This is a genomic window from Citrobacter europaeus (genome assembly GCF_037482245.1).
Taxonomy (GTDB): domain Bacteria; phylum Pseudomonadota; class Gammaproteobacteria; order Enterobacterales; family Enterobacteriaceae; genus Citrobacter; species Citrobacter europaeus.
Genome location: NZ_CP148084.1, coordinates 3617162 through 3635432, shown reverse-complemented (window position 1 = coordinate 3635432; position 18271 = coordinate 3617162). Strand labels below are relative to the sequence as shown.

The 18271-nt window shown below is 52.0% G+C and carries 14 protein-coding genes; 8 read left to right on the top strand and 6 right to left on the bottom strand.

The window, feature by feature from the left end; translation table 11 throughout:
• The first annotated feature begins 24 nt into the window (after positions 1-24).
• Genes entE through entH form a run of 4 tightly spaced genes read left to right on the top strand, consistent with a single transcriptional unit; the run spans position 25 to position 3677 of the window.
• Positions 25-1635 carry a (2,3-dihydroxybenzoyl)adenylate synthase EntE gene (gene entE / locus WHR59_RS17215; protein ID WP_338843325.1) on the top strand — a complete coding sequence of 537 codons (1611 nt, stop codon included), beginning with the start codon at positions 25-27 and terminating at the stop codon, positions 1633-1635.
• A gap of 13 nt (positions 1636-1648) precedes the next feature.
• Entirely contained in the window at positions 1649-2506 is an 858-nt protein-coding gene (locus tag WHR59_RS17210; RefSeq protein WP_043015539.1) for an isochorismatase, read from the top strand.
• Positions 2506-3261 carry a 2,3-dihydro-2,3-dihydroxybenzoate dehydrogenase EntA gene (gene entA, locus WHR59_RS17205; RefSeq protein ID WP_043015540.1) on the top strand — a complete coding sequence of 252 codons (756 nt, stop codon included), beginning with the start codon at positions 2506-2508 and terminating at the stop codon, positions 3259-3261. Before WHR59_RS17210 ends, entA begins: the two co-directional genes overlap by 1 nt.
• A gap of 2 nt (positions 3262-3263) precedes the next feature.
• Entirely contained in the window at positions 3264-3677 is a 414-nt protein-coding gene (gene entH, locus WHR59_RS17200) for a proofreading thioesterase EntH (RefSeq protein WP_029139447.1), read from the top strand.
• A 38-nt stretch (positions 3678-3715) separates the two neighbouring features.
• Here the strand turns inward: entH and WHR59_RS17195 are convergent, their stop codons facing one another.
• Complete coding sequence (locus WHR59_RS17195) at positions 3716-8053, bottom strand: autotransporter outer membrane beta-barrel domain-containing protein (protein WP_338843324.1); 4338 nt, start codon at positions 8051-8053, stop codon at positions 3716-3718.
• A gap of 495 nt (positions 8054-8548) precedes the next feature.
• On the opposite strand from WHR59_RS17195, the gene cstA reads away from it, so the two are divergent.
• Both cstA and WHR59_RS17185 read left to right on the top strand, forming a co-directional pair.
• Positions 8549-10654, top strand: a complete 2106-nt coding sequence (cstA, locus tag WHR59_RS17190) for a pyruvate/proton symporter CstA (RefSeq protein ID WP_043015542.1) — start codon at positions 8549-8551, stop codon at positions 10652-10654.
• A 63-nt stretch (positions 10655-10717) separates the two neighbouring features.
• Positions 10718-10915 (top strand): YbdD/YjiX family protein, encoded by a 198-nt coding sequence (locus WHR59_RS17185; protein WP_043015543.1) that lies wholly within the window; start codon positions 10718-10720, stop codon positions 10913-10915.
• Between the two features lie 97 nt (positions 10916-11012).
• Here the strand turns inward: WHR59_RS17185 and WHR59_RS17180 are convergent, their stop codons facing one another.
• Positions 11013-12101: an oxidoreductase gene (locus WHR59_RS17180; RefSeq protein ID WP_338843323.1), complete on the bottom strand. Its 1089-nt coding sequence runs from the start codon at positions 12099-12101 to the stop codon at positions 11013-11015.
• A gap of 132 nt (positions 12102-12233) precedes the next feature.
• Between WHR59_RS17180 and WHR59_RS17175 the strand changes: the two genes are divergently transcribed.
• Positions 12234-13394 carry a pyridoxal phosphate-dependent aminotransferase gene (locus tag WHR59_RS17175; RefSeq protein WP_075145010.1) on the top strand — a complete coding sequence of 387 codons (1161 nt, stop codon included), beginning with the start codon at positions 12234-12236 and terminating at the stop codon, positions 13392-13394.
• Here WHR59_RS17175 and WHR59_RS17170 read toward each other — a convergent pair whose 3' ends face one another.
• The 4 genes from WHR59_RS17170 to dsbG all read right to left on the bottom strand — a co-directional run bounded on the left by WHR59_RS17170 (position 13395) and on the right by dsbG (position 17227).
• Entirely contained in the window at positions 13395-14012 is a 618-nt protein-coding gene (locus tag WHR59_RS17170) for an IbrB-like domain-containing protein (RefSeq protein WP_043015546.1), read from the bottom strand. It abuts the gene before it with no gap.
• A complete protein-coding gene (locus WHR59_RS17165) occupies positions 13997-15220 on the bottom strand; it encodes a phosphoadenosine phosphosulfate reductase (protein ID WP_043015547.1) in 1224 nt (407 codons plus the stop codon). Before WHR59_RS17165 ends, WHR59_RS17170 begins: the two co-directional genes overlap by 16 nt.
• 160 nt (positions 15221-15380) lie before the next feature.
• Positions 15381-16277 carry a DNA-binding transcriptional repressor CitR gene (gene citR, locus WHR59_RS17160; protein ID WP_047412754.1) on the bottom strand — a complete coding sequence of 299 codons (897 nt, stop codon included), beginning with the start codon at positions 16275-16277 and terminating at the stop codon, positions 15381-15383.
• Positions 16278-16480: 203 nt separating this feature from the next.
• Positions 16481-17227 carry a thiol:disulfide interchange protein DsbG gene (dsbG, locus tag WHR59_RS17155; RefSeq protein WP_043015549.1) on the bottom strand — a complete coding sequence of 249 codons (747 nt, stop codon included), beginning with the start codon at positions 17225-17227 and terminating at the stop codon, positions 16481-16483.
• Positions 17228-17601: 374 nt separating this feature from the next.
• Between dsbG and ahpC the strand changes: the two genes are divergently transcribed.
• On the top strand, positions 17602-18165 hold the full coding sequence (ahpC, locus tag WHR59_RS17150) for an alkyl hydroperoxide reductase subunit C (protein WP_004859485.1): 564 nt from the start codon (positions 17602-17604) through the stop codon (positions 18163-18165).
• The last annotated feature ends 106 nt before the right edge of the window (positions 18166-18271 follow it).

Here is an 18271-nt window from a genome sequence, read left to right as displayed (position 1 = left end):
TGACCAGGCTTCTGAGGAGCGATAATGAGTATTCCTTTCACCCGCTGGCCGGAGGAGTTTGCCCGCCGCTATCGTGAAAAAGGTTACTGGCAGGATTTGCCGCTGACCGACATTCTGACCCGTCACGCAGAAAGCGATCATACGGCGGTAATTGATGGTGAACGCCATCTGAGCTATCGCCAGCTAAATCAGGCCGCTGACAATCTCGCCTGCAGCCTGCGCCGTCAGGGACTCAAATCCGGTGAAACCGCGCTGGTACAACTGGGCAATGTGGCTGAGCTGTATATCACCTTCTTTGCGCTGCTCAAGCTGGGCGTAGCCCCGGTGCTGGCGTTATTCAGCCATCAGCGTAACGAACTAAACGCCTATGCCAAACAGATTGAACCGGCGCTGCTGATTGCCGATCGCCAGCATGCGCTGTTTAGCGGGGACGATTTTCTAAACGCTTTTGTGGCTGAACACAATTCAGTGCGCGTGGTGCAACTGCGTAATGATGAAGGTGAACACAATCTACAAACGGCGATAAGCCAACCTGCGACTGATTTTACCGCCACGCCGTCGCCCGCTGATGAGGTGGCGTACTTCCAGCTTTCCGGCGGGACGACCGGGACGCCAAAGCTAATACCTCGTACCCATAACGATTACTACTACAGTGTGCGTCGCAGCAATGAGATTTGCCGCTTCACCGGGGAAACGCGTTATCTGTGCGCGATCCCGGCGGCGCATAACTATGCCATGAGTTCGCCTGGCGCGCTGGGCGTATTCCTGGCCGGCGGCACCGTGGTGCTGGCGGATGACCCGAGCGCAACCCTGTGTTTCCCGCTAATAGAACGGCATGAGGTTAACGTCACGGCGCTGGTACCGCCTGCGGTGAGCCTGTGGTTGCAGGCTATTGCGGAATGGGGCAGCAATGCGCAATTGGCTTCGCTGACGCTGTTGCAGGTTGGTGGGGCACGTCTTTCCGCCACGCTTGCGGCGCGTATTCCTGCAGAGATTGGCTGCCAGCTGCAGCAGGTCTTCGGCATGGCGGAAGGGCTGGTGAACTACACCCGTCTGGATGATAGCCCGGAGCGCATCATCAATACCCAGGGTCGCCCAATGTGTCCCGATGATGAAGTCTGGGTGGCGGACGCTGACGGCAACCCATTAGCCCAGGGTGAAACCGGACGCCTGATGACGCGTGGCCCTTACACCTTCCGCGGCTACTTCAAAAGTCCTGAGCACAATGCCAGCGCCTTTGATGCCAACGGTTTTTATTGTTCCGGCGATCTGATCGCTATCGATCCGGATGGCTATATCACCGTTCAGGGACGCGAGAAGGATCAGATCAACCGTGGTGGGGAGAAGATCGCTGCTGAAGAGATTGAAAACCTGCTGCTGCGCCATCCATCGGTGATCCATGCCGCGTTGGTCAGTATGGATGACGAACTGATGGGCGAGAAAAGCTGTGCCTGGCTGGTGGTAAAAGAGCCGCTGCGCGCGGTGCAGGTGCGTCGTTTTCTACGTGAACAGGGCGTGGCGGAATTCAAATTACCTGACCGCGTTGAATGCGTTGAGTCATTACCGCTGACCCCGGTTGGGAAAGTGGATAAAAAACAATTACGTCAGTGGCTGGCAGCACGTTCACTGGCCTGAAGGAGAAAAAGAGATGGCAATTCCTAAACTGCAGGCTTATGCGCTACCCACGGCGCTTGATGTTCCGGTGAACAAGGTCGACTGGGCGTTTGACCCTGAACGCGCCGCGCTGCTGATCCACGACATGCAGGATTATTTTATCGGCTTTTGGGGTGATAACTGCCCGATGATGGAGCAGGTTGTCGCTAACATCGCCGCACTGCGTCAGTACTGTAAAGAGCATAACATTCCGGTGTATTACACCGCTCAGCCGAAAGAACAGAGTGATGAAGACCGCGCTCTGCTCAATGATATGTGGGGACCGGGTCTGACGCGTTCACCGGAACAGCAAAAGATTGTTGAGGCGCTGGCCCCGGATGAAGCGGATACCATTCTGGTGAAATGGCGTTACAGCGCATTTCATCGCTCCCCGCTGGAACAGATGCTCAAGGAAACCGGTCGTAATCAACTGATCATTACCGGGGTGTATGCGCATATCGGCTGTATGACCACCGCAACGGACGCTTTTATGCGTGATATCAAGCCGTTTATGGTTGCCGATGCGCTGGCGGACTTTAGCCGTGACGAGCACCTGATGTCGCTGAAATACGTGGCAGGGCGTTCCGGGCGCGTAGTGATGACTCAGGAATTATTACCGACCCCGGTCCCGGCCACTAAGGATGCGTTGCGCAGCGTTATTCTGCCGCTGCTGGACGAGTCTGAAGAGCCGATGGATGATGAAAACCTGATCGACTACGGGCTGGATTCTGTGCGCATGATGGCGTTGGCGGCGCGCTGGCGTAAAGTTCATGGCGACATTGATTTCGTGATGTTGGCGAAAAATCCGACCATTGACGCCTGGTGGACGCTGCTCTCCCGCGAGGTGAAGTAATGGCCGGATTTGATTTTGCAGGGAAAACCGTCTGGGTAACCGGGGCGGGAAAAGGGATTGGCTATACCACGGCGCTGGCATTTGCGCATGCTGGCGCTGAGGTGACAGGATTCGATCGCGAGTTTCCTCAGGATAACTACCCGTTTACGACCGAAGTACTGGATGTGGCGAATGCCGGACAGGTGGCTGAGGTGTGCCAGCGCGTCCTTCAAGCGCGCGAGCGTTTGGATGTGTTGGTCAATGCCGCAGGTATTTTGCGTATGGGGGCCACCGATGCGCTGAGCGCTGAGGAGTGGCAGCAGACGTTTGCGGTAAACGTTGGCGGGGCGTTCAATCTGTTTCAGCAGACGATGGCGCAGTTTCGTCGCCAGCAGGGCGGGGCGATCGTGACCGTCGCGTCGGATGCGGCGCACACACCGCGTATCGGCATGAGTGCCTACGGCGCGTCAAAAGCCGCGTTGAAAAGCCTGGCGCTGACCGTCGGACTTGAGCTGGCGGGTAGCGGTGTGCGTTGTAATGTGGTTTCACCAGGCTCGACCGACACTGACATGCAGCGTACGTTGTGGGTTAGTGATGACGCGGAGCAACAGCGCATTCGTGGGTTTGGCGAGCAGTTTAAGCTCGGTATTCCGCTGGGGAAAATCGCCCGGCCGCAGGAAATCACCAACACCATTTTATTTCTCGCCTCTGACCTTGCCAGCCACATTACGCTGCAGGATATCGTGGTGGACGGCGGCTCTACGCTGGGGGCATGACCATGATCTGGAAACGTCATTTAACGCTGGATGAACTGAATGCTACCAGTCAGAACACGATGGTGGCGCATCTTGGCATGGTTTATACCCGACTGGGGGATGATGTGCTGGAAGCCGAAATGCCGGTGGATAGCCGCACGCATCAGCCGTTTGGCCTACTGCACGGCGGCGCGTCGGCGGCTCTGGCGGAAACGCTGGGTTCGATGGCGGGTTATCTGATGACGCGCGACGGGCAGTGCGTGGTGGGGACGGAACTGAACGCTACCCATCATCGGGCGGTTGCGCAGGGGAAAGTGCGCGGTGTCTGCCAGCCGCTGCACCTCGGGCGTCAGAGCCAAAGCTGGGAAATCGTTATCTTTGATGAACAGGGACGACGCTGTTGCACCTGTCGTTTAGGCACTGCAGTGATGGGGTGAAGATAAGCGCGTCGTTTAGACGCGCTTCGTAACACCAGTTACCAGCTATAGCGCAGATTAAAACTCCCGTTGAGATCGCGGTAGTCGTTATTACCTTTCTGACCTGCCGCCTGGACGCTGACGTTCCACTGGCTATTGAGATTCGCCTGAATTCCCACTTTTAGCTCGCTGCGATCGGCAGGAAGATCCTGTTTTACCGTTGCGTTATCAAATGATACGGCCAGATCGTCGGTGGAGTGTAGCCAGTTAATCTCTGCGAATGGCCGGACGGTTGCATCGACGAATGAAAGCTGGCTATCAATTCGCAGACCAAGACGTGTGGTCCAGCTATCGCCATTTTGCCCGTCTATGCGTGTACCATTTGTCTCAACGCTATCTGCCTCGTAGCGTTGCCAGATAACCTGCGCCTGTGGCGTCAGGCTTACTGTGTTAGCGCTGCTCATATTCATGTCGTAGCGATAACCGCTTTCCAGCGAAATCGCGTGAGCCAGGGAGTCGTAATGCGTTGAACCGGCATTGCCATTCTCGACGCTGTTATTGTAGAAGCCATACTGATACCACGTATCAACATACCAGCCGCGATGTTGCCGGGCATCAGAGAACCAGGTGGCATACGCGCCAAGATTGTAACCGTCGATATCGCCTGTGGCTGTAAACTGACTGCCATCCGCGCCACGATTTCCGGTGCTGTCGGTACTGCCGTCAAGGTAACTGGCCATCAGGCCAAACGTGATGCTTTGCTGATCATCGCGCCAGGTTGCAAGGTCGCTGCCAAGCTGAAACTGGGTGTAATCGCTGTCCATGTCGATATTGCCATTTACAGCCGATGTGTCCGTTTTTCCGCCTTTCATTCGCGCCCAGACGCTTCCTTCGGCCGAGCGGTACTGGCTCCCTTCACGATCGAACAGCGTTTGCATCTGCAGGCTACGCGCCAGCCACTGGTTGCCCAGATAAGCGCCTATATCGGCGCGATATTGTGGATTTGACGGGGTGACGTCGCTACCGCCGTCGTCAGGATCAACTGGCGTGACGTCGCTGCCGCCATCGTCAGGATCGACTGGCGTGACGTCGCTGCCGCCATCGTCAGGATCGACCGGTGTGACGTCGCTGTCATCAGGATCGATCGGAGTGACGTCATCATCCGGGTCGTCGGGTGTTTCTGCTTTGGAACGCAAATACCAGCTTTCGTTATCTTCATACAGACGATACTCATACAGGCCGATTTGAATCTGATTGCCAAGAGAAAACGCGTTATCTGATGACACCCCACCGACGTCAACAATCTCGATACCTTGATCGGTATATGCACCCACGCCATCCACATTATTGATGTAGAGCGTGGTGCTGCCGTTTACATTACCCGAGACAATGAGCTGGTCGGTTGGTGAATTATCATCGCCTAAACTGGCGTTAAGTGAGAGCTGACCGCCGTTGCCCGTGTAGTCGCCGTTGATGATTAACGCATTCCCGGGAGTCGAACCACTGCTGCGGATTACGCCCTGGTTGGTCACATTGCCATTAACGATCAACTGGCTGTCTGGCGTTGTGCTATCGCCAAAACTTAGCAGGCCGAGGTTATTCACCGCGCCGTTGATTACCCCGTTGCCGCCGAGGGTGGCTCCGGCTTTGACATTGACGCTCTGCTTGCTGCCTTCAGCGCCGATAGCGCCCGATTCAGTCAACCACAGCGTTCCCTGCTGAATGTCTGTGATTCCGCTCCAGGTATTCTTTGCGGTAAGGGTGAGCGTGCCGTCTCCTTTTTTGGTCAGACTTTTACCGTCCCATCCAGTGATGGCGTTGGGTGAGGTATCTGCCAGCAACCCATTGACGGTAAATGTCTGGCCCGCGTCAAGGGTAAACGTACCGTGTGCAGGCGTAGAGACCGCGGCGGAGTCTCCGGCGTACCAACTGAGCCCCACGCCCAATTCATATTGGGTATTATCAAGGGCGTTAACCTGACCAGAAATCGCGATATAGTCGGGCAGGGTATCCGGATCGGTTGAGATCGAAGCGAAATCGCTCACGATTGCGGAGTCGGCGTCAATTAGCGTAACCGTGTCGATGTCTGCCAGTTGATTGTCTGAGGTCAGCGCGTTGAGATCCAGCGCATTACCCGAATTGCTGATGTGTAGATCGCCGCCGGGATTAACCTGTCCGCCGGTAATTAGCGGGTTAGCGGACCGACTGGCCAGCGCAGCGGCGCTTAAATCGACACTGAGAATACTGCTTTCTTTCAGCGTGACCTCGTCAGCATGCACGGTGCTGTAAGTTCCGGCTGCGTGGTCTGCCGCCAGCTCAAGGGTTCCTGCGTTAGTCAGCGTCGTGAGCGTGGAATCATCGGTAACCCGCCACAGGCTCTGGTCGGCAAGGTTAAGGTTGAGGATTGAATCAATACCCTGGTCGTTGAAGCTTTCATTAACCGAGGTTGCCCCGGCGAAATAAGAATCCGCGTCCATATTGAGGTTGATATATCCCCAGCCGCTGTTAACGATGTCGCCGGTTATGGTCATTTTCCCTGAGCCATTCACCGTCCCGCCAGGTAGAACATTCCCGCCCGAAGAAACTTTCGGATTCCAGATGGCAACGCCGCCGTCGGCGATAATGGTGGTATCGCCCGTCAGATTCACGATACCGCCTTCTTGCACTATCACGCCGTAACCACTGCCGTTAGCGCCGGTCATATCAATAGTCAGGTTCTCACCATTGATGATGCCTGCATGGGTAAAATCCCCATTGCCGATGGCCCAAAGACCGTAAGGATCGTTACCGCTCATGATGATATCCGTATTGGATATATTGATCGTCGCGCCGCTGTATTGGGCTGATGCGCCATAGCCGTTCACCGCGTAGATAGTGTTTCGCTGCTCTGCTGAACCGTTGAAATTTATGGTTGTCGGGGCGCTGTAGGGGGTGTTGGCCACAATACCGTTGGTTGTGTGGCCTGTGGAATTTCTTCCATCAATAGTGCTGCCTTCGCCAATGTTGGCGACGGCGGCATGCATGCTGCTCATTAGTGTAAGGGCGGTGGACTGCGCGGTCGTGACGGTCAGATTTTTGGCATTGAATTCACTGTATCCTCGGCCGGTCAGGTAAATTGTTGATGCAGTCCCGTTTGCGCTAATGGCGCTGTCTGACCCTAAATCAACCACGCCGCCTTCTATTCGAAGCCCTTCCGTCTTCTGGCCGGTGACGTCAATGGTGAGATTGTTGGCCTTTACTGTCCCGATGGCATCATCTTTGCTGGTTGCTGAATAATCATCAACAATCATCCCGTATCCTTCGGAGAAACCGTGCACGGTAATGGTGGAATCATTGCCAAAATCCACGTTGCCGCTGATGTCCGCGCCCGTACCTTTTGCGCGCTCGGTAGAGGTTGTGGAAAGGGTGATATCAAGGCTATCTGCCGTAAAATAACTTTGTGAACCAGAAACGAGTCCATATGCCGTACCTCCAGGCATTGAGAGCGTAATTGCGCTGTTCTTGCCCAGATTAACTTGGCTGTATTGCCCCTCCTGGATACCATAAATCGTGGTGCCTGTTCCTGCCTCTGATACGGTGAAATCAATGTTCAGCCCGTTCGCGTTAACCTGGGTGTTTTTTCCAAGATAGAGCGCGCTGCCGCCGGCTGTGCCGCTGGTTAATTCTATGCGGCTGTCATCCCCAAAATTGAGCGTGGTACCGTTTGCCCAGTATGTGTCGATACCGACGGCCTTACCGGTTGCTTCGGTGTTAACCTGGATTATTCCAGCATTTATGGTTAACGTATTATTGTCGTCATAGAAATAGACGCCCGTCGCATTACCATTTTGGGATTCGGTGATAATTTTACTCTTGTTGCCGAAGTTCAGCGTGGCGTTTTCTGTATGAACGTTAATTCCGTAAGCATCTTTTTTACTAATGGTATTAATTGATATATTCTCGGCGTCTATATTTGTGCCTGGACTGGTGTTGTTAATATAAAGACCTGTGGTTGATGCTGTTTTGGCCGTTCCTGTGTCCGTAACGTTAATCTGTGTGCCGTTACCTAAATTATTACTGGCGCTGTTATCAAGCTTTACCCCAACAGAGCCACTATCACCAGTAACGTTAATGGTGGCTTTACCATTAATTTGTACGCCTTGCCCCCCTGAGGACAGGCTTTCGATACCCGTGGTGCCATCAACAGACGTCACTGTATCGCCATCATTTAAACTGATGGTTTCACCGCTAAGCGGACCGTAGTCGCTGGCATGAACGCAGTTTGCCGTTAATCCAACCGCCGATAACACCAGGCCCGCGACGGTTGCGCGGACCCGATGATCGCCCTGCGAGAGTTCTGAAGTCACCACAAACATATTTCTGGCGATATTCCAGACGATGCGATAGCATTTATTCATAATTTATATCCTTATACGGCCATCCTGAACAACCTGGCGCTGAAAATTCTGCTGGATTAATTTTATTTTTTATGTGAGTGATTTTGTCATTAAAACTGGTGGTGCGGGTATATTCTTTATTTTGAAATCGGTGATTAAAATGAAATAAAGCACTAACTGCATACAAAATCAGGATAGTCTGAATCCATGAGTGCATAATCGTATAAGTTGAGAAATTCAGGTTAATATTGTTAATTAATATCCTTATTAATAATAAAAATATTAAGTGACACGCTCTGCATCATGCCGGGAGGAGATGTGGACAAAACATTGAGGGGTTGGCACATAGCGCGCAATTTTTTCAGTTGTCTCTGCGTTGATAGTGATCAAGTTAACAATACAATGTAAAAAATCAGTGATATATCCGCTTTACATGGTTGTCAGGTTGTTAAATCAAGAAAAGATGTTATAGAAACAAAATGTAACATCTCTCTGACCAGGATAACGGATACAACTATGAACAAATCAGGGAAGTACCTCGTCTGGACATTGCTCTCCGTAGTGGGAGCATTTGCCCTCGGCTATATCGCATTAAACCGTGGTGAACAGATCAACGCGTTGTGGATAGTCGTGGCGTCGGTCTGTGTCTACCTAATCGCTTACCGTTTTTATGGCCTGTACATTGCGAAAAATGTACTGGCGCTGGACCCGACGCGTATGACGCCAGCCGTGCGTCATAACGATGGTCTGGACTATGTTCCTACCGATAAAAAAGTGCTGTTTGGTCACCATTTTGCGGCGATTGCCGGAGCGGGTCCGTTAGTTGGACCTGTGCTGGCGGCGCAAATGGGCTATCTGCCAGGTATGATCTGGCTGCTCGCCGGGGTAGTGCTGGCGGGGGCGGTGCAGGATTTCATGGTGCTGTTTGTTTCTACCCGTCGCGATGGTCGTTCCCTTGGCGAACTGGTGAAAGAAGAGATGGGCCCTACGGCGGGCGTCATTGCGCTGGTGGCCTGTTTTATGATCATGGTGATTATCCTTGCGGTACTGGCGATGATCGTCGTGAAAGCGCTGACCCACAGCCCGTGGGGCACTTACACCGTCGCGTTTACCATCCCGCTGGCGATCTTCATGGGGATTTACCTGCGTTATCTGCGCCCGGGCCGCATTGGTGAAGTGTCGGTCATCGGTCTGGTATTCCTGGTGTTTGCTATCATTTCCGGCGGCTGGGTCGCTGAAAGCCCGACCTGGGCGCCGTACTTTGATTTTACCGGAGTACAGCTGACGTGGATGCTGGTGGGCTACGGCTTTGTCGCTGCCGTGCTGCCGGTGTGGCTGCTGCTGGCGCCGCGTGATTATCTTTCTACTTTCCTGAAAATCGGCACCATTGTTGGTCTGGCGGTAGGGATTCTGATCATGCGTCCGACGCTGACCATGCCTGCGCTGACTAAGTTTGTTGATGGTACTGGCCCGGTCTGGACTGGTAACCTGTTCCCGTTCCTGTTTATTACCATTGCCTGTGGCGCGGTATCGGGCTTCCATGCGCTGATCGCTTCCGGTACCACGCCGAAGATGCTGGCGAATGAAGGGCAGGCCTGCTTTATCGGCTACGGCGGGATGCTGATGGAATCCTTTGTCGCCATCATGGCGCTGGTTTCTGCGTGTATCATCGATCCGGGCGTGTACTTTGCGATGAACAGCCCGATGGCGGTGCTGGCTCCGGCGGGGACGGTTGACGTAGTCGCTTCTGCGGCGCAGGTGGTCAGCAGTTGGGGCTTTGCCATTACGCCGGACACGCTGCATCAAATTGCCAATGAAGTCGGTGAACAATCCATTATCTCCCGCGCAGGCGGAGCGCCGACGCTGGCTGTAGGGATGGCGTACATTCTGCACGGCGCGCTGGGCGGTATGATGGATGTGGCGTTCTGGTATCACTTCGCCATTCTGTTTGAAGCGCTGTTTATTCTGACGGCGGTAGATGCCGGTACACGTGCCGCGCGCTTTATGCTGCAGGATCTGCTGGGCGTGGTGTCACCGAGTCTGAAACGTACCGATTCGCTGCCTGCGAACCTGCTGGCTACAGCGCTGTGCGTGTTGGCCTGGGGTTACTTCTTGCACCAGGGGGTGGTGGATCCACTGGGCGGTATTAATACTCTGTGGCCGCTGTTTGGTATCGCCAACCAAATGCTGGCCGGTATGGCGCTGATGCTCTGTGCGGTGGTGTTGTTCAAGATGAAACGTCAGCGCTACGCATGGGTGGCGCTGGTGCCAACGGCATGGCTGCTGATTTGTACCCTGACCGCTGGTTGGCAGAAAGCGTTTAGCCCGGATGCGAAAATCGGCTTCCTGGCTATCGCCAACAAGTTCCAGGCGATGATCGACAGCGGCAACATTCCGGCGCAGTACACCCAGTCGCAGCTGACGCAACTGGTATTTAATAACCGACTGGATGCGGGACTGACCATCTTTTTCATGGTGGTCGTTGTGGTGCTGGGTCTGTTCTCCATCAGAACTGCGCTGGCAGCGCTGAAAGAGGACAAACCGACGTCGAAAGAAACGCCGTACGAACCGATGCCTGAGAATGTCGAAGAGATCGTGGCGCAGGCGAAAGGCGCGCACTAATATTCTCTTAACCAACGAGCCCTCTCCTGAACGGGGAGGGCGTTTGTACGACAGGGAAACACTATGTTTGAAACGCTCTCCAAAGCCGGGAAATATTTAGGTCAAACCGCCCGATTAATGATAGGTGTGCCGGATTACGACAACTATGTTGAACATATGCGCGTCACGCATCCGGACCAGATGCCAATGACCTATGAAGAATTTTTCCGCGAGCGTCAGGATGCGCGCTATGGGGGGAAAGGCGGCGCGAAGTGCTGTTAATTTTTTGCCGGATGCGCTGACGCTTATCCGGCCTACAACAATGCTTTGACCGTAGGCCTGATAAGGCGAAGCCGCCATCAGGCAACCCGCACCCTAATCACACCGTAAACGACTCTACCTTTTCGAACGCTGCGCGCAGGGTCTGCGGCGTTAACGTTACCGGCAGCGCGTGAATGGACTCCACAGGGCGCAGAGTGTGCGCGATAACCTTATCGAGTTCGACGCGGTTATTGATGTTCACTTCCAGTTGAGCTAATCGGGTTGGTAGGTTGAAGCGCTGATAAGCGGTAATCAACTGCGCCAGCACATCATCTTGTCCCAGCAGCGCGCTCTGCACCAGTATGCCGTACGCCACTTTGGTGCCGTGTAAAAACTTCTCCGTTTGCGGGAGGACGGTCAGGCCATTGTGTACCGAATGCGCGGCCGCCACGCGGGTATAGCGCTCGCCCAGACCGCCGACCATGCCGCCTCCGGCTATAATCGCATCCACCACATCACAAAACGTGCGGCTTAGCGTGCCTTGCTGTTTGTCTGCCAGCGCCTGCTCGCTGCTTTCCAGCAGGACGTCGCGAATCGTCTGCGCCGCATCAATACCCAGACGCACGGTAAGCGGTAGGGTTTCCGGTTGAGGTGCGAGTACGACGGCCTCGTACCATTTCGCCAGCGTGTCGCCGATCCCCGCCAGTAAGTATTCTTCTGGCGCATGGAGAACGATCTCGGGTTCTACCAGTACGAGGAAGTTGGCATCCGCGAAAATTTCAAAATGCAGCGCCTGTCCTGCATCGTTATACCAGACGGAGAGCGGTGTCCAGGCGGCGCAGGTCGCCGCGATAGTAGGAATACCGACAAAAGGCAGACCCAGACGACGGGCCAGCGCTTTGGCCGTGTCGAGCAATGTCCCGCCGCCCACGCCAATCACCACGCTGCGATTCTCTCCTGACTCTTTTGCCAGTTGAGCGACATCTGTTTCACTGCAATGGCCCGTAAACAGCAGGCGTTTAGCCCCGGCAAGATGAAAGTCCTCTGGCAGATAAGGTCGGGCTGCATCGATGGCGCGCTGACCATATACCCAGACGGCGCGTGAGAGTTGATCCCCGGTGAAAAAATCGTTGAGTCTCGACAGGCTGCCGGGATGGGAAAAATAGTTGGCCGGGCCGGTGACGACGCGAATCTCGGTATTACTCATGTTGTGTTGTCCTTTTGGCTGTCCTGTCCAGGCAGGTTATTTTTATTTAGACGTCTGAACGTCTTGATTGCCAAATACTAGCATCGTGCTATAGTGGCTTCAACCACAACATCACACGCTGGGATAACAATAATGAGTAATAACCCGCTGATTCCGCAAAGCAAACTGCCTAATCTGGGCACCACTATTTTCACGCAAATGAGCGCGCTGGCGCAGCAGCACCAGGCCATTAACCTCTCGCAGGGATTTCCTGATTTTGATGGTCCGCTCTTTTTACAAGAACGTCTGGCGTATCACGTCGCGCATGGCGCAAACCAGTATGCGCCGATGACGGGCGTACAGCCGCTGCGCGAAGCTATTGCGGATAAAACCGCGCAGTTGTACGGCTATAAACCTGATGCGAATAGCGAAGTGACCGTCACTGCGGGGGCTACAGAAGCATTGTACGCCGCGATTACGGCATTGGTTCGGCCTGGCGATGAGGTGATATGTTTTGACCCGAGCTACGACAGCTATGCGCCCGCGATCGAATTATCCGGCGGCGTGGTTAAACGCATCGCGTTGCAACCGCCGTCTTTTCGCGTCGACTGGCAGGAATTTAGCGCGTTACTTAGCGAACGTACCCGGCTGGTGATCCTTAATACACCGCACAACCCTTCCGCCAGTGTGTGGCATCACGCCGATTTCGATGCCCTGTGGCAGGCGATTAAAGAACGCGATATTTTTGTCATCAGCGATGAAGTGTATGAACATATCTGCTTCGCCGGACAGGGACATGCCAGCGTGCTGGCGCATCCACAGCTGCGTGAACGTGCCGTTGCCGTTTCATCGTTTGGTAAGACTTATCATATGACCGGCTGGAAAGTCGGCTACTGCGTAGCGCCTGCCGCCATTAGCACGGAATTGCGCAAGGTACACCAGTATCTGACGTTTTCCGTCAATACGCCGGCACAGCTGGCTCTGGCGGATATGCTGCGCGAAGATCCAACGCATTATCGTGAGTTGCCAGCCTTTTATCAGAAAAAACGCGATGTACTGGTAAATGCGCTGCGTGAAAGCCGACTGGAAATTCTGCCGTGTGAAGGCACGTATTTTCTGCTGGTCGATTACAGCGCCGTCTCCACGCTTGGCGACGTTGAGTTTTGTCAGTGGCTGACCAAAGAAGTGGGCGTTGCGGCGATCCCGCTATCGGTTTTCTGCGCCGATCCTTTCCCGCATAAGCTGATTCGCCTATGTTTTGCCAAGCAGGAATCGACGCTGATAGCGGCAGCCGAACGTCTGGTTTCGCTGTAGCTATTTAACCGTCCAGGCTTTGGAGAAGCGACGGTCGGCAAATAATTCTTGCAGGCCGTTAATTTGTTTCAGGCGTAAAACCTCGTCACTATCCATGCCGAGATCTTTGCCAATTTTTTCTTCACTCCAGCCCAGCAATGATAATTCACGGACGATTTCGGACATGGCATGAATTTGGTGACGTCCGCGAGCACGGTTATGGCGGATGGTCGCAGCCATACGCTCATGACGCTCACGCTCTAAACAGGAGACCGGCAAATATCCTTTTAGCCTTGTGCGCAGCGAGGCTTTGGCTTTCCCTAGTTCATGGCGGTGGAAACCATCGACAATTTCGTATTCTTCAGCCGTGGAGTGGACCACCACGATGGGCTGCGTGAATCCGTCAGCTTCCAGAGATTTCAGCAGCAGCTTTTTCTCCGGTGGCGCAACGTTATTGGGATTGTAGTCATTGGGTGAGATGTGATCATTTTTAACCCACAGCACGCAGTCTACAGGCTCTTCGCGAAAAGGACTGACGCTGTGTATTGCCTGTCTGAATTCATTGATGGCTTCAATTCTCTCTTTTTCTGACAGATCAGAAAGAAAGCCAACGAGTTCCTGAGTTAATCGTTGTTGCATAAGATCCCCCATTCCTGGCGTTTGGTTTTCATGCGTTCGTTATAACGTTGGTAGTTTTTGGGTTTTGTTGGGCTGAATGACAGCGCCCGACACCAGTAGTCGTTATTCAGCAGGACTTTACAGATACGCCGCCACGACGGGATATCCGCTGAGCCAATATCTCGTTCCTGAGTTTGCGGAATATTTTCCATGCCCTTTTTCTTATACCACTGCAAATAGACGGCGATTTTATTGCGATAATGTTCGGCGGTCGTTTCCGGCATGCTGTTGAGCAGCAGCATGGCATATTCCTGCCAGCTTAAATGTTCGGGTTTCAATATTTTTCGATGACCATAAAAATGGTTATCGAGACCTGCATAAATCCCGCCGCTTTTTACGCCGCTGACGCGCGCGCACATTGTCGCCCAGCGTTCAGGCTCAATAACATGGTAGAGCCACAGTCCCTGACGCTGCTCTGGCCCAAAGGGTTCGCAGATGCGCATATATCGTGTAGGAACACCGGCCTGATACATCAGGTTATACAAGGGGTTGCATGGCAACTGGGTTTTAGCAAACCAGGTCCAGATGTCGGCGGTTTTCCAGTCATAAAGTGGGTAAATATACCAGGTATGCCCGCCGGGGGCGCTGGTGGTCCAGGGCTTATCATCGGCAAAGCGTTGCTTTTGCGAATTAGCAATGGCGACAAAACGATTATATGATTCATCGGCGCGGATCCCGACCATCATCGCGGCTGGTCGTTTCTCTGAATACCAGTCAGCGAACTCGCGAACAAATTGTTCAAACGTCATGCCGGGCTGGTAAAAAGAGAAATACTCAGGATCGGTTATGGCATCTTCCGGAGGCTGGCGAACCCACGGCGTGCCCGGTTCCCAACATTGCCATTCAGGTTGAAATTGGGAGAGGGAATTTTGCGTAGTGAGCGGTAATGCGACCCAATAAAAACGTTCGATGACATCGGAATAACGTTCGCGAAGCGCCTGTACATAGTCGATAGTGCAGGAAAACTGGGCTTCCCAGTCGATAAATAACACGTCAATTTTTTTACCTGACTGGCGGGCACTTATGGCCGTCAGATGTAACATCAACCCAGAATCTTTACCCCCAGAGAAAGAAACGCAAATGCGTGGCAGAGCCTCAAGCGTCCAGGCAATACGTTCCTGTGCGGCTTCGAGAACGTTTTGATTCAGTGGTATTTTATAAACAGACATATCAAGTCCATATCCAGATTTTATTATTTACAGCTATAGTAAATACTTTCAATAAGATATGCTAATTTCACCAGGATGCAATACTTAAACATATTCACGGTTTAAATATTGCTGTCTAATTTATAAGAAATATATATTGTTGTGTTGTTATTTACAGAGCCTATGGGGTGATTGTTTTAATGTACTCAGCAAATGATTTGTTATTAAGTGAGGAGCGATTATACATTAAAAATAGTTTAACTGACGGTAATTTGAAATCAACACTGATCTCTTTCAGGTTAAGCGCTACCGCGTTTTGCTCATATATTATTTTGGGAAGGAGACCAATAATATCTGTGCTGGCAATAATATTGGTAATAGAAGTCAACGAATCACTACTAAAACCTATTTTACGGTTGAGAAAGAGATTATTAGCTGCTGACTGTTGTTCCTGGACTCCGGGTTGTGTCGTGATAAACAGTGTAAACTGCTCGCGCATGATGTCTTCAAGCGTACTGTGTTCAACCATTCTGGGATGATTCCTGCTGCATACTAATACACTTTCAACTGTTTTAAACAGGGTACATACGATAGAGCGGTTGTGCACAGGTACTGTCGAGATGATTAGATCAGCCTTGCGGTACGCCAGAATATTTTCTGCGGTTTCTGTCGACATTAATATATCGTGGTGTTCAATTTCAACATCGGAGTTTTTTCTTAATGAGTTTATTAATTCTGTTACGCCCAGCGTGGTGGTGATTTGTGGACTGTAGATTACGAATTTATTTTTCAGGCTGGAACCGTGCATAATATTAATGGTTTGTTCCAGTTTATTTAGATTCTGCTCAAGGTGCTGATGAAGATTGGCTCCTGTCACCGTAGGCGTAATGCCTTTGCCGGAGCGAATAAACAAAGGGTCGTTAAACTGCGTACGTAGTCGTTGTAATGACTGGCTTACGGCTGATGGTGTGATGTACAACGTTTCCGCAGCTTTGCTGATGCTTAAATGTTGATATATGCATTCAAATATAACCAGCAGGTTGAGATCGAACTTTTTGAGGTCATAGAGGTTAGCCATGCATACCTTCCTGTGATGGTAATGTATTGAAAAATTCAATTATGGAATAGTTTAAATGCTAGTTATTCTTGAAATTTATGTTTCTGTGCTTAATGAATAATTAACTTTAGCTAAAATAGCACAGATTGCGTAATTTTCACCAGAAAGTTAATTCTAATGAGTGATTGAAATGAGAACGATAACAATCACTCATCTTGTTACCTTTATTTATTTCCCATGATAATGTTTAATTTTTCTTTATCCGGTAAGCCTACTTCCTGTTGTAACGTATCGTCTTTACTCATGTAATAGATTGCCGGCGTTACGTTGGCCCCCAAATCATCCATCAACTTTTGGTTGATATTCAGTACCTTCATTTGCTCCGCAGGGACCGAAGCCGGGATTTCCAGCTTCATTTTCCCACCGGATGCCTCATAGTCATGCCAGGTTTTGGCCGGATCTTTGGCTGCCAGAATTGCAGCGGCGGTGGCCGGGCTTTCAGGTTTAATTACGCCAACCAATAATGTACGCAACTGAACTTTACCGGCGTCCACCCACGGACGCGCCTGCTGCCAGAACTGTTTGCAATAGGGACAGAAAGGATCGGCAAACACGTAGACGATGACCGGGGCCTCTTTTTTCCCGTCCAGAATCCATGCTGCTTTTTCCATTCGCTGCCACATCTCTCGTCCGGCAGGAGCATAGATCTCTTTTTCGATTAGCGCATTGCTGAGATTTTCGCCTTTTTCGTTATACATGTAGCCGGAGATGGCATGTTTACCGTCAGGCGTGACATAGATAGTGACCCCCATGTCCTGGTATTTTCCCAGATAGCCTTTCATTCCTCCCGGCGCGTCGAAGGGTTTCAGGATAGTAATACCCTGTTTCTCAATAGCTTTAACGGGAGCAGGCAGTTCTTCGGCATGCACCACGGCAGGGAGCAGGGTTAACAGTAAGGTACGTTTAAACATTGATTTTCCTTATAAAATCAGAAGGAAAGGGGACTTAGTTGCAAAACCTATCGCAGCCATAGGTAAGATCGACCGTCCGTCGATTGCCCTTTCTTGAGTTGGGTGATGTAATCCCATTCGCTGTCACGACCTTTGTTAAGGTAATGTAGAGCGCAACACATAGCCAGCCCTGCTGGCACTGACGTTACCTGCGGGTAGCTCGGGTAATGAGGCTCCCTGCAAAGGGGGCCTTTTTTACTTTCACCTTTAGGTTCACAACATGTGTTTGAGTGGGTTGTTAGTTATCGCTTATTGATTTGATAAAGGAAACGCATTAGCCCTGCGAAGAGATTTTCGTTAACTTATCTCTCAACGAAAACACGGAGGAAGTACAGATGTCTTTGATTAATACCAAAATTAAACCTTTCAAAAACCAGGCGTTCAAAAACGGTGAGTTCATCGAAGTAACCGAGAAAGATACCGAAGGTCGCTGGAGCGTCTTCTTCTTCTACCCGGCTGACTTCACTTTCGTATGCCCGACCGAACTGGGCGACGTTGCAGACCATTACGAAGAACTGCAGAAACTGGGCGTAGATGTGTATTCCGTATCTACTGACACCCACTTCACCCACAAAGCATGGCACAGCAGCTCTGACACTATCGCGAAAATCAAATACGCGATGATCGGCGACCCGACTGGCGCTCTGACCCGTAACTTCGACAACATGCGTGAAGATGAAGGTCTGGCTGACCGCGCAACCTTCGTTGTTGACCCACAGGGTATCATCCAGGCAATCGAAGTTACCGCTGAAGGTATCGGCCGTGATGCGTCTGACCTGCTGCGCAAAATCAAAGCGGCTCAGTACGTCGCTTCTCACCCAGGTGAAGTTTGCCCGGCAAAATGGAAAGAAGGTGAAGCCACGTTAGCCCCATCTCTGGACCTGGTCGGTAAAATCTAAAATTCGCTACGCCTTTCGCGCTACAGGTGCGTTGGCTACGCTTAATCACCCCGGTCACTTACTTATGTAAGCTCCCGGGGATTCATAAGCTTGCCGCCTGCCTGTA